Source organism: Arthrobacter sp. NicSoilB11 (assembly GCF_019977375.1).
Classification (GTDB): Bacteria; Actinomycetota; Actinomycetes; order Actinomycetales; family Micrococcaceae; genus Arthrobacter.
In genome coordinates this window covers 99085-111727 of the sequence record NZ_AP024657.1, presented here as the reverse complement: position 1 = coordinate 111727, position 12643 = coordinate 99085, and the positions used below count along the sequence as shown (strand labels likewise).

10 protein-coding genes are annotated in these 12643 nt (G+C 61.5%); 5 read left to right on the top strand and 5 right to left on the bottom strand.

Features of this window, described 5'->3' with window-relative positions; translation table 11 throughout:
• Positions 1-53 precede the first annotated feature (53 nt).
• Together LDO14_RS00555 and LDO14_RS00550 are read right to left on the bottom strand one after the other, a co-directional pair.
• On the bottom strand, positions 54-197 hold the full coding sequence (locus LDO14_RS00555; RefSeq protein WP_223993248.1) for a hypothetical protein: 144 nt from the start codon (positions 195-197) through the stop codon (positions 54-56).
• A 340-nt stretch (positions 198-537) separates the two neighbouring features.
• Positions 538-1779, bottom strand: a complete 1242-nt coding sequence (locus LDO14_RS00550) for a hypothetical protein (protein WP_223993246.1) — start codon at positions 1777-1779, stop codon at positions 538-540.
• 250 nt (positions 1780-2029) lie between these two features.
• Between LDO14_RS00550 and LDO14_RS00545 the strand changes: the two genes are divergently transcribed.
• The 3 genes from LDO14_RS00545 (at position 2030) to LDO14_RS00535 (ending at position 4587) form a co-directional block, all read left to right on the top strand.
• Positions 2030-3289: an IS110 family transposase gene (locus LDO14_RS00545; RefSeq protein ID WP_223993244.1), complete on the top strand. Its 1260-nt coding sequence runs from the start codon at positions 2030-2032 to the stop codon at positions 3287-3289.
• Between the two features lie 278 nt (positions 3290-3567).
• Positions 3568-4152 (top strand): hypothetical protein, encoded by a 585-nt coding sequence (locus LDO14_RS00540; RefSeq protein ID WP_223993242.1) that lies wholly within the window; start codon positions 3568-3570, stop codon positions 4150-4152.
• A gap of 3 nt (positions 4153-4155) precedes the next feature.
• Positions 4156-4587, top strand: a complete 432-nt coding sequence (locus tag LDO14_RS00535) for a hypothetical protein (protein ID WP_223993240.1) — start codon at positions 4156-4158, stop codon at positions 4585-4587.
• Between the two features lie 409 nt (positions 4588-4996).
• Here LDO14_RS00535 and LDO14_RS00530 read toward each other — a convergent pair whose 3' ends face one another.
• The 3 genes from LDO14_RS00530 to LDO14_RS00520 all read right to left on the bottom strand — a co-directional run bounded on the left by LDO14_RS00530 (position 4997) and on the right by LDO14_RS00520 (position 10274).
• The gene (locus LDO14_RS00530; RefSeq protein WP_223993235.1) at positions 4997-8620 is read right to left on the bottom strand and encodes a hypothetical protein; all 3624 of its coding nucleotides are present in this window, start codon (positions 8618-8620) and stop codon (positions 4997-4999) included.
• Positions 8621-9072: 452 nt separating this feature from the next.
• Complete coding sequence (locus tag LDO14_RS00525) at positions 9073-9375, bottom strand: trypco2 family protein (protein WP_223993234.1); 303 nt, start codon at positions 9373-9375, stop codon at positions 9073-9075.
• A gap of 122 nt (positions 9376-9497) precedes the next feature.
• The gene (locus LDO14_RS00520) at positions 9498-10274 is read right to left on the bottom strand and encodes a hypothetical protein (protein WP_223993233.1); all 777 of its coding nucleotides are present in this window, start codon (positions 10272-10274) and stop codon (positions 9498-9500) included.
• Positions 10275-10750: 476 nt separating this feature from the next.
• Here LDO14_RS00520 and LDO14_RS00515 point away from each other — a divergent pair, with 476 nt between their 5' ends.
• Positions 10751-11803 (top strand): D-2-hydroxyacid dehydrogenase, encoded by a 1053-nt coding sequence (locus LDO14_RS00515; protein ID WP_223993232.1) that lies wholly within the window; start codon positions 10751-10753, stop codon positions 11801-11803.
• Positions 11804-11820: 17 nt separating this feature from the next.
• Positions 11821-12558 carry a fumarylacetoacetate hydrolase family protein gene (locus LDO14_RS00510; protein WP_223993231.1) on the top strand — a complete coding sequence of 246 codons (738 nt, stop codon included), beginning with the start codon at positions 11821-11823 and terminating at the stop codon, positions 12556-12558.
• Positions 12559-12643 lie beyond the last annotated feature (85 nt).

Genomic DNA, 12643 nt, shown 5'->3' with positions numbered 1-12643 from the left:
GGGCTGGGTGGCTGGGCCTGCGGCATTCGTGACGTTTTCCCGGATTCCGTATGTCAGAAGTGCTGAGCCAGCACTCGGTTCACGGTAGAAATTTCCATGAAGGTGGGGTCAAAAGGCACATCGGAGCCTGGTATGTCGGCCACCGACGCAAAGTGTTCGGCATGGTCAGAATGAGCCGTGTGGGCCAAGGCATCCATGATCTCCTCCTAGCCAGGAAAACCGCTGGAACCTCCGAGAGGCCCGCGCCGGGCGCCGACCGTCAGTCGGGCCCGCTCCACCAGTTCATTCACCAGCCGATCGTCTGTCTTGCGGCTGATCATGCTTCCGGGAATTGCAACCGCCAGTGCATTGCCCTGGGTGATGGGGTCGCACCACGCGTGTCCCCGTGGTGGTCGACCTGGACCTTCTCCAGGTATCCGGCGGCTTCCAGCTGGCGAACACCGGCCGGGTTCAAATACGGTTCCTTCGAGCAGGCCTTAGAACTCGTGGAAGGTTGACTGGGAACAACGTCAGAAGTCTTGGAGCTTCGACCAGTCCTTACCCTTTAGTCCGAGCAAAGCATTCAATTTCCGTCCACAATTCAGGATCGATCTTGGTTATGGTGCCAATGGTGGAGTCCCATGAGGACATAGCCAGAGAATATGCGGCCGCGCTGCGTGCTAACGTCGTGTTCCCTGATTCGAAGGCCTTTCCTGCAATCTCCAACCACAATTTGCCGCCGGCTTCACTGGGGTGGGGCGTCATTTCGAGACATCTGAAAGCCTCCACCACCAGATCTGCATCAAGTAGCGCCCGCGCGATGCCAACTGTATTGCGGTTCGTGTCCAGGACCTCCTGAAAGATGGAGGCTGCATCCTGCCCTGTGTCAGCGACGGCCCGCGCGATGTCCAGCAGTGCTTCAGAGCGCCTCCCACTGTCGTCAATGTTACGGGCCCCGTCCAAGGCCTCCTGAAAAACGGGGGCCGAATCCTGCCCGAGGTCTGCCAAGGTCCGCGCGATGTCCCTCAGCGCCCGCCAGCGCGAGTCAGAGCCATCGATGTGGCGGGCAGCGTCCAGGGCTTCCTGAAAGACGGGGGCTGCCTCCTGCCCGGTGTCGACCAGTGCCCGGGCTATTTCCAACAAAGCGTAGGGGCGCCAGTTCTCGGCATTGCGGGCAGCGTCCAGGGCTTCCTGAAAGACGGGGGCTGCCTCCTGCCCGGTGCCGGCCAGTGCCCGGGCTATTTCCAACAAAGCGTAAGGGCGCCGCCAGTTCTCGGCATTGCGGGCAGCGCTCAGGGCCTCCTGAAAGACGGAGGCCGCATCCCGCCCCACGTTCGTCAAGGTCCGCGCCATAACCAGCAGCACAGCCGAGCGATGCCCGGCGTCGTCGATATTCTGGCTTGCGTCCAGGACACCCTGAAAGACGGTGGCTGCATCCTGCCCGGCATCGGCCAGTGCCCGGGCTACTTCCATCAAGGCGTCATCGCGCCGCCATACCTCCGTGTTGCGGGCCGCGCCCAAGGCCTCCTGAAAAACGGAGGTCACATCCTGCCCGGTGTCAGCCAAGGCCCGCGCGATACCCAGCAACACCTTCAAACGCTGCTCAGGGACACGCATGTGGCGGGCTGCCTCCAAGGCATCCGCGAGGACGGGTGTCGCATCCTGCCCGGTGTCCGACAGCGCCTGCGCGATGTCCAGCAGCACCTGCGGGCGCCCCCAGTCCTCGGTGCTGCTGGCGGCGTCCAAGACGCTCTGAAAGACGGAGGCCGAACCCTGTCCGACGTCCGCCAGTGCCCGCATGATGCAAGCCAAAACGGTAATACTGGAACAGTCCTTGAGCCGGCGTGACCCAGCCAAAAATTGACGTACCAGGCGGCACTGTCTTCCCGACGATCTGTCCGCCGGCTCAAGGTCGTTTACAAGGGGTGTCGAGCCAGGCGGACATGACCTCATAGGAGCCTGATACGACCAGTCCCATTACCGTTTTGTCTGCCCACCTGGCCCGCGCCCGATCAATCAGCATTCGACGCGACTGAGGGGCATTTCCATCTTGGCAAGCGAACCAACAAAAGTCATCGCGGGTATCGACACCCACGCCGACACACACCACGTAGCCGTCATCAACGAACACGGCAAACCCCTCGCGGACAAGGAATTCCTGGCCGTGGGATCCGGATACCGGAAAATCATCGACTTCATCACCTCCTACGGCACAGTCACCGCCGTCGGGGTCGAAGGAACAGGATCCTACGGCGCCGAGCTCGCCAGAACCCTCCGGGGTGAAGGACTGACCGTGCTGGAGGTAAACCGCCCAAATCGGGCCGCCCGCCGGCTCAAGGGGAAATCCGACCCGCTGGATGCCTACCAGGCGGCCAAGTCGGTACTCGAGGGACGGACGAAGGCGATCCCGAAGGCCAAGGACGGCCCCGTTGAATGCCTGCGGATCCTGCGTTCCGGGCGTGCATCAGCAATCAAGGCCCGGACCGCGGCCATCAACCAGATCAAGGCGCTCCTCGTTTCGTCCCCGGACAAAGTCCGGGCGAAATACCGGGCGCTGGCTACCACCGCTTTGATCGCCGCTTTGCAGCGAACCAGGCCTTCGGGACACTTGGCTGACCCCGAATACGTGACCCTGCTGACGCTCAAGGCGTTGGCAGCACGCTGCCAAGCGCTGGCCACAGAAATCGAGGCCGCTGATGTGGCACTCAAGGAGATCCTCGCCAGCTATGCTCCAATGCTGTGTGATCTCCCAGGTGTCGGGAGCGAAGTAGCCAGTCAGCTGTTGATCACCTTCGGCGACAACCCGGACCGGCTGGGAAACGAAGCCCAATTCGCATCCCTCGTCGGGGTCGCCCCGGTACCAGCCTCATCAGGCAAGACAACCCGCCACCGGCTCAGTAGAGGCGGCGACCGCAGCGCCAATAACGCCCTGCACCAGGTAGTCCTGGTCCGCATGGCCTCGTGCCAACGAACCAAGGATTACGTGGCTAAACGCACGGCCGAGGGCAAGAGCAAACGCGAAATCATGCGCTGCCTCAAACGCTACGCAGCCAGAGAAATCTACCGCCAGATCACCAACCCCCGGCCAGCACCTAACAACTCCGACCTCCGCCAAATGCGGACCGAATTCGGGATCACCATCACGACCGCAGCCCTCGAACTTGGCCAGTGGGTTTCCATCATTTCCCGTCTGGAACGCGGACACATCCGCAACGACAGCCTGGCCTCGACATATCGCGAATGGTTAGTTCAGCAACGCAAAGAAACGACCCAAGATGAGCCGTTGGCCGCAAGGTTGGCAAAGCCCTAAAGGGTGACGTTCGCGTCTCCTTAGCTCTCCACCCGGCTTGGCCGAGGACGTGGCTTGTTTCGCTAGAGCAACCCGGAATCACTCATCTCCTCTGCTAATTTCAGCACTCGTACATTCCCATTTGGGCTTCCCTGCTGAAGGTGGGAATAAGAGTTCCCTCGCCGGCGGCCTCAATCCTGAAGCGGATGTGCTTGCGATTCGCCCCGCTCATGCCAAGATGAGCCTGTGATCAACCAGTTGGCTGTCCATTCCGTCAACATCAGGCGTCGGGGGCCGCGATGAATGCGCAGGAACGTCAATCGTGGCGGATCCCTCGAATCAGGATCACAGTTCTTGAGCTCTTTCTTCTGCTCACGGCGGTCATTTTCGCTGCCATGAATCCCACGCGCGGCCAGCTCATAATCTCCGGAGTACAGCTCGCGCTGGTCGGAATCGCAATGACCGTCACCAACCTGAGGAAAGAACCGGCACCCCCCGAAGTATTTCTTGAGGAGGAGCACTTCGACGGCGGCGGGACCATACCGGTGAAAGGGGGAGCCCTATCCAAGATGTGGGGAAACCAGCCGGTGGTCTTTTCGGTCTCTCCGCAGTTTCGGATGCTGGTGCTGAGCCCGACGGCGGAAGCGTTGGAATTCAGCCTCTCGTATGGCCTGGCGCGGTTCTTTGGACCCTGGATTCTTAAGCGTGAAGACGTAGTGGAGATCCAGCATGTGCGGACATGGTTAGCTCCCTACCAAGGTGTCAGAGCCATACCCGTGGTCGGTCGCCCATGGACATTCGTAACACGCGAGCCCGCCACCGTGCTCGCATGTTTGGAGGAACTTGGCTACCCCAAGGCCACCGATGCATTCAGTCTGTGGTGAGCCGTGAATAGAATCCTGATCTATGTCTTTGCTGTTTTTGTTGGCCAGGCTGGAGCTTACTGGGGACGGTACAGATTTCCTCTGAAGAGGGAGTCGCGGATGGATAGAATCCTTGGCGTGATCAACGTCTTCTGCAACGCAGGCCTCTGTCTTCTGGCGATGATTCTTCCCCTGACTACCAATTTCGTCGGGATACCCGCGCTGGCCTTCATCGCGGCAGCGCTCTTTCTATCGTCGCTATTCCTATACCGTGTCAAGGTCATGGACCTGCGGACCAGGCTCGCCAGCAATGACGGACGCAGGGCTCTCCCCGCAGATGCTCAAGCCAAAACGAGGTGGCCCTATACGCTGGTCTACGTTCTCGGATACGCCTTCATGGCCATCTACATCGCGACCATCAACGGGACCGTCCCCCTTGAAATATCTCGTCGCTAGCGGGGACAAGCTCCACACCTCGGTTGATCCACGTCGCAGGTAGCAACTCCAACAAAACGGTGAGAAGAACCTTCGGCTCCGGTCAGCCGCTCAGCGGGGCCGTCATAGCCGTCCAGCCGGGCCAGAATTAGGTGACAGCCTCGTCTCCCCCCAAACCACGTCCGTAGAGAGCTACTCCGGCGGCGGCCCGCCATGGTTGCCGGTCCTGCGCTTGATTAGCCACTGCTCTCGGTAGGCTTCTAGCTCCACTTTCTGCCGCTGGCCCTTTCTTGCTGCCCACCCAAGAAGGAAAAAGATCAGGGCAAAGGTCAAACCAATCGGCCATCCGCCTAGCAGCCCGGCGACAACCCCAACCAGGACGCCGACTACGATCCGCAGAAACAATCTAGGCATTCCCCAAATCTGATCATCACCAGCCATGGCTCAGGGTAACCCTGCTACGAGATATGCGACAGGAGGAGGCCCACACTCGGAGCCCGGGATGAGATTTGACGCCTATAGGAGCATCGTCGGTGCTCGCATAGTAGTTGCGGCCCGTGTCCAGGGCCTCCTGAAAAACGGAGGTCACATCCTGCCCGGTGTCCGCCATAGCCCGCGCGATGTCCAGCAGCACATTCGGGCGCTGCCCAGGGTCGTCGATGCTGCGGACAGCATCCAGGGCCTCCTGAAAGAGGAAGGTCGCATCCTGCCCGGTGTGCACCATTGCCTTCGCGATATCCAGCAGCACCATAGAACGTCGTTTGGGGTCGGGAATGCTATAGGCCGAGCCGAGGGCTTGGGTAATACGGTTGCTCTCTCTCAGTCCCTGAGCGAGGTTTTCCAGTGCACCTGAGTCCAGTCGGGGGCTCAGGGTGGAGGCCGCGGTTAGTGCATCCTGGAGCGTGGGGGCCGGGTCCTGCCCGGTGTCTGCCAAGGCCTGCGCGATGTCCAGCAGCACGTCAGAGCGGCGCCGTTCATCGACCTCGCGGGCTGCGTCCAGGGCATTCTGGAGGGCCAGAGCTGGGCCCTGCCCGGCGTCCGCCAAGGCGCGCGCGATATCCAGCAGCACCTTCAAGCGCCACCCAGGGTCGTCGATGTTGCAGGCTGCGTCCAGGGCCTCCTGAAAGACAGTGGCTGCATCCTGCCCAGCGTTTGCCAAAGCCTGCGCGATGTCCAGCAGCACCTTCGATCGCCGCCCAGGGTCGGTGATGCTGCGGGCTGTCGCCAGGGCAATCCGGAGGGCGGGGGCCGAGTCTTGCCCGGTGTCTGCCAAGGCCTGGACGACGTCCAGCAGCACGTCAGAGCGGCGCCATTCATCAACCTCGCGGGCAACGTCCAGGGCATTCTGGAGGGCCAGAGCCGGGCCCTGCCCGGCGTCCGCCAAGGCGCGCGCGATATCCAGCAGCACCTTCAAGCGCCACCCAGGGTCGTCGATGTTGCAGGCTGCGTCCAGGGCCTCCTGAAAGACAGTGGCTGCATCCTGCCCAGCGTTTGCCAAAGCCTGCGCGATGTCCAGCAGCGCCTTCGATCGCCGCCCAGGGTCGGTGATGCTGCGGGCTGTCGCCAGGGCAATCCGGAGGGCGGGGGCCGAGTCTTGCCCGGTGTCTGCCAAGGCCTGGACGACGTCCAGCAGCACGTCAGAGCGGCGCCATTCATCAACCTCGCGGGCAACGTCCAGGGCCTCCTGAAGGACAGCGGCTGCATCCTGCCCGACACTGGCTAAGACCCGCGCGATGTCCAGCAGCACCTTCGAACGCTGCTCAGGGACAAGCTCGTGGCGGGCCGCGTCCAAGGCGTCCTGGAGGACGAGTGCCGCATCCTGCCCGAGGCGCGCCAGCACCCGGGCGATGTTCAGCAGCACTAAAGAGCGCCACCCAGGGTCATCGATGTTGCGGGCCGCGTTTAGGACATCCGGGAGGACGGGGGCCGCATCCTGACCGATGTCCGCCAGCACACGGGCGATGCCCAGCAGCGCCTGCGGGCGCCGCGCAGGATCGTCGTTGCGGGCTGTGTCCACGGCCTCCTGAAAGACAGCCGTCGCATCCTGCCCGGTCTCCGTCATAACCCGCGCGATTTCCAGCAGCGCCTTCGGTCGCCGTCCAGGGTCAAAGGCGTCGTCCTCGTAGTCGTCGATTTTGCGGGCCGCGTCCAGAACCTCCTCAAAAACAGGGGCGGGGTCCTGCCCGGCGTCCGCTAAAGCCCGCGCGATGTCCTGCTGCACCTTCGACCGCCACATAGGGTCGTTAATGCTGCGGGCTGCGTCCAAGGCGTCTTCGAGGGCGGGGATGGGGTCTTGCCCGGCACCCGCCCACGCCCGCGCGATGCGAACCAACGCAACAGACCGGGCCCGGGGGTTGGTGATGGCGCTTGCCGTGCTCTTGGCCTGATGGAGATGCCCGGTGTCGGCCTGCACCTGCGACATCTCAGTGAGCGATTGCTCTCTACTAGACGAATCCCTGATGCTCATGGCCAGGATGAATGCCCTGCGGTGCTGCCCCATCCGAGCGTAGAGTACCGGTATCCGGGCGGGCAGGTTTGTCGTGGCGGCCTCGATTTCGTTGCGCATCATGCAAAGCCGCAAAGCCGCCGCAAGGTCGATCTCCCGCCTCTTGATGTTTTGGTCCTGTGCCAGCCGGATGTCTTCCAGCGACTGCAGACTGCTACCGGTTAGCTGCCAGAGGCGGGTCTGGAGTTGACGGTCCAGTGCCCACTCGACCAGCAGTTTCAGCTCGCCCGCGGAGGCAAGGAACTTAGGGTACGCCCCTGTGAGAAAGAACGCTGGCGTAGCGTCCGGCCATCCGTCTCGGCTGTATTTTCTTGCCCATTCATTGATCCGGCCCTGATAGACGCGCACTTCATCCTCTCCCAGAAGATCCTTTATGAGTTCCGGCAGGGTGGTATGGGAGAGTGCGTAAACCCGTTCCGGGGTATCTTCGATGAAGTGCCGGTCTTCGCCTGCGAGGACACGGCAGTGGGATAGCACGTCCTCAACCTTGAAGGAGCGCCCACGGGTGATGTCTGCGATTTCCTTGGGTGAGAGTGCACCGGCCAAGGCGATGAGGATCAGGGCTTCGTTTTCGATTCCCTCACTTCCAAGAATCTTTTTGGTCTCCTGCGTGGCCCTTTCTTTTACTTCCGCAGCATGCGGAGATGGAAGGAGTTCATGTCTGACTGTCTCCGCCTTGAGGGGGTGGTTGGCGGGGACATCAACCGGGAGTTCCGGGTTCGAGCGGCTGGAAACCAGAACCCGCAGGCCGTAAGGGGTCCTGGTGGGCAGCAGAGAAGCAATGCTTGGCCTGATGCCGCCAATATCGGTCCAATTATCTTCATCCAAGGCATCCACCACGAGCACTAAGTGGGTTCCTTGCTCCCGGCAGGCCTTTGCCGCAGCATCCAAGCACCGGTTCAATGTCTGATCCTCCGCACCCGGTGTGACGGGGGTCGGTCGAACATTTCCTGCCAAAGCATCCAGCTGGGGCAGAATCGCTTCACTGAACGCGCGGCTGTCCCGCCGGCTCTCCCGCTGACTATTGATAAAGAACGAGGCCACCCGCAGGTCCGGCGGCGCCTCCGCGGCGAAACTTGCCATCAGCGCGGTCTTTCCCGCCCAGGGACGAGCCCGCCACCACCAATACCCCTCTGTCACTTCGTCCCGGCAAAACGCGGTCATCCGTGACAGTTCCTGCTGCCGGTCCTTCGCCCCGCCCTCCGGGGCAATATCAAGTACCTGCCGGTAATGATCTGAAAGCACCGACTGGAGGCTGTCCGCGACCGAAACATCCACCCAAGCGGCCGGATCGCTGCACTCAAAAAACTCCTCAAGCGAACCAGCAGCTAAGGACGGGGGAAGCTCCCAGAGGCCGGCCAGCGGTGAGACCGTGAGGGTGTTCGCGCCTTTCGGATGGACGTCTTCGGTTATCACCCCGACCAGACGCTCAGCAACCCATACTGATGCCCCGGACATGCCCGCCCAAGATGATTTATCCGGTTGCGTGCTCCCGGGTGGGGGGTTGCTGACGCTGAACTCCCAGTTGCCTGATTTCAACTGGCTCAAAGGGGTCAGATTCCCTATGGCCTGTTTGGAGTCCCGATATGAAGCAGCAGACCCGTCCGCACGCTTGAGATTTTCCCGTGCCTGGGCCGAGGGAAAACCCACCGCGACAGCCGAGGGATACGCAAGCCCTGCTCTGACCCGTCCGTAGGCAGGAACGAACACAGGACGCGCATTCATGTCCTCAGGGGCTGCAACCGGAAGAACAGCTATATCATTTCCTAGGAAGACCGGGGGGCCAGCATTTACTTCCCATTCCGTGGCAGAAGGTTCCACAGTGCCGGCTTCGAATCTGGCCCGGACCCTTATAGCGTCCTTCACCGCATGCCAGCAAGTCAGCACCCGGGCCTCGGTTATTCGGTACCCGGAACCGCGCTCTTCCCGACCATCCGGGAAGGTAGAGATAATCTCCGCTACTCGGCGAACGTCCCATCCAACGGGCACCGTGCTTATCCTTACCGCTCGCCCTGTTTCGATTCATCGCCAATATCCAACGGGCCCTCCCCTGTGCTGGGCTGGAGAGTCAGCCTGATGCGCTGAGTGCCGGTCATGGATATCTCGCCGCCCGTTTGGGCGGTAACGACCCAGAACTTTATGCCGCCCTCGACGGTCCCTTTCTTCTCCGTGACAACGCTTAGCTCCAACTCCACCGGTCCCACTGCAAAACGGATACCGGCATTCGCGCCGTCCTCACGTGCCCGCTCAAGCTCGGCCCGCAGGCCCGCTACCAACTCCGCCAACTCCAGCTCTCCGGCCATCACACGTCCTCCCCGTGAATAGGAAACCACCAGTTTTTCGAAGAAGCGCCGTATCCCACCAGAACTGTGATTTCCTAGATCGTCATCTGACTAGGGCCCCCTGTTAGGGAATGGTGCTCTTTCTAAGGTTCCTTCGGCGGCTCGCCGCCGAAGTTCGGGTTTTCTTGAGGTGTCTTCTCCCCGTTCTTTTTCCCGGTACTTACCGCCATGTCTTGCTGCGTCTTCCCATCGATTTGTGCCTTGGAACGCTGGCCGTCCCTAATGTCTTTGGCCTGCTTGATGCCAGACTGCGTGGCACGCTGCCCAAAATAAAATCCCGCCACGGCCGTCAGCAATGTTCCGATCGTCAATGAGGTTGCTTGTGCGAAATCGACGCTAACGCGGTTCGTCGCCGACAATTTTACAGTGTAGGTGCGGTCCGCCACCGGTGCGGCCGGATTTTCGACCCGTAGTTCAAGAATCCTGTCCTGCGGGAGTCCCTGCAGTACTGCCGAGGTCACCCCCGAGGAATCGCGGCCATTATTTTCCGCACCTTGCAACTGACTAAAAAGGTAAATAGAGGTTATTGCAAAAATCAAGAGCAGCATTAAGGCGATGACAGCGCTTACTGATCCCTCTGGCATGCCCAAAGGCCCTGGTATCGATCTATTTCCAATCACAAAATTCGACAAGAGTGCAACAGCCATCAGAACAACGAGAAGGACGACCGATCCCACGACCAGCCATCCAGAAAGCGCCATCTCCGCGGTTGGTCTATTCTCCCGGTCCATCAGGGGTGGGACTATGAAAGAGATCATGATAACCACCGCCAATAACACGACGGCAAGAATAGCAACTCCGCTCATGCCCAGCACGCGTCCGGTTGCGTCAACCTGCCCGTCATTGGCGTCCTTGCCCATGATGCACCTCTGTCTAGGGTTAGCGGTGAGAGTACTCCCAAGAGTGCATGCCGTCCAGTAATTACACGAACTGCATCGGACTTCTGCCTCGCTGAGAGGAGCTGTCTGACTTAGTCCCTGTTCTCCACGGCTGAAACATGAACCGCTGCCTCTAACCGCGTTTAAGACAAGCCTTGCGGGGAGCACCACAGGGAAGGGCTTCGAGACAGGTTCCTCCCGCACTTGCATAGTTGGGGCACACCCCAACCTGACGTCAGCCAGGCGTATGAGCTACGTCAGGTTGAAGTCGGAAACCCGTTTTCCTGACGTGCTAATCCAACCTCTATAGATCCCAACCTGACACGCAGCCAAGGTTTGTCCCAGCCGGGAACCAGTTAGTTCGGTGCCCAACTACCAGGGCGCCTGTCAGGGCTCGCAAGCTTCACAGAAGTCCTACGAAGTCCAACCTACCGAACGTTATCCATTATAGTGAACAGATGACTTCCCGTACGACCGTAGCCATCGCCGTCCCGCTCGAAGCAGAGCTTGTGGACCAGATTCGCGCCATTGATCCTTCGATTACCGTCCTTTACGAGCCCGACCTCCTGCCCCCGGAACGCTATCCAGCCGACCACGCCGGCGATCCCGCCTTCAAACGCACCGACGAGCAGGAGGAGCGCTACTGGGCAATGCTCAACCGCGCCGAAGTGCTCTACGGATTCCCCAACGAAAGCCCTGCGGGCCTTGCCCGCATCGCCCGCGACAATCCCGGACTGCAATGGATCCATGCCATGGCGGCGGGAGCGGGCGGAGCGGTGAAGGCGTCCGGCCTCAGCCAGGACGTCCTGCAGAAATTCAGGATCACCACCTCCGCCGGAGTGCACGCCCTGCCCCTCGCGGAATTCGCTGCGATGGGAATCCTGAACGGCTTCAAACGGAGTTCCGAACTTGCCCAGGACCAGGCGGCGAAGGCCTGGCCCACCCTTCGCGTCCCCACCCGGCTCGTCAACGGCTCCAACCTCGTGGTCAGCGGCCTGGGGGAAATCGGATTGGAAACGGCCCGGATCGCGCGCGCACTGGGCATGAAGGTCAGCGGCACCAAACGGTCCGTAGAGCCCATCGACGGGATCGATCAGGTTGTGGACAACGCCGGCCTTCCTGCCCTCCTGGCCACGGCAGACGCCGTCGTCAACACCCTGCCCGGCACTGCCTACACGGAGAAGCTGTTTAACCGCCAACTGTTCGCCGCCATGAAGCCCGGCACGACGTTCGTTAACGTAGGCCGCGGCACCGTGGTGGACGAGGACGCCCTGCTGGAGGCACTGGACAACGGCCAGGTGGGCTACGCCTGCCTGGATGTCTTCGCCGTGGAGCCGCTGCCGCAGGACAGCCCGCTATGGAACCATCCCCGGGTCATGGTTTCGCCCCACACCTCGGCCCTCAGCGCAGCCGAGAACCGACTCATCACCGAGCGCTTCTGCAGCAACCTGCGCACCTTCCTCGACGGTGGGGATCTCCCCCACCTCGTGGACACGGTCCACTTCTACTAGGACGGGGCGGAGAACCGGTGCGCATCGCAAGACTAAATACAGCAGCTGGTCCGCACTACGCCGTTGAGAGCGACAGCGGCTGGGACCACATCGTCGACCCGTTTGAGGAAAGCCTCCGCTACACCGGCGGTGCCACCACCCACAACGAGGCAATATTCCTCGCCCCGGTGAGGCCCGCCGTCGTCCTGGGCATTGGCCATAACCGCACTTTGAATGACCATCCCCTGCCCATCCAGGCGTGGCACAAGTCCGTCCACACCATCGCCGGGCCGGGCGATGCCATCACCGCGGTCCGTGGACAAGGCACGGTCAATGCCGAGGGTGAACTCGCCGTCGTGATGGGCAGGACCGCCGCCAACCTGACCGCGGAAAACGCCCTGGAGCACGTCTTCGGCTACACCTGCGTCAACGACGTCACCAACGTGGATCAGAACGCGGTGGACGAGCGGAACTTCCAGGGCAAGGCCGGCGTCAACTACACACCCCTGGGCCCTTGGATAGAAACCGGACTCCCGGATCCCGAAAGGGTGGCCATCGACGTCTACGTCAATGGGGCCGCAAAGGCCACTTCCGGGACCTTCAACCTCCCCTCCTCGGTGGTGGACTGCCTCATCTATGTCACTTCATGGCTGACCTTGGAACCCGGCGACGTGGTGATGACCGGAGCGCCCGCCACAGTGGTTCCCGTCGAGCCCGGGGACCGTGTGGACATCACGGTGGAGGGCATTGGAACCCTGAGCAACCGCGTGGCCTGAGCCGGGCCGGCGTCAGCGGGCGTCGCAGGACGTTAAGATGGATAACGTTCAGAGGACTGAACAACAGCGAAGCCCGCCCCGGCAA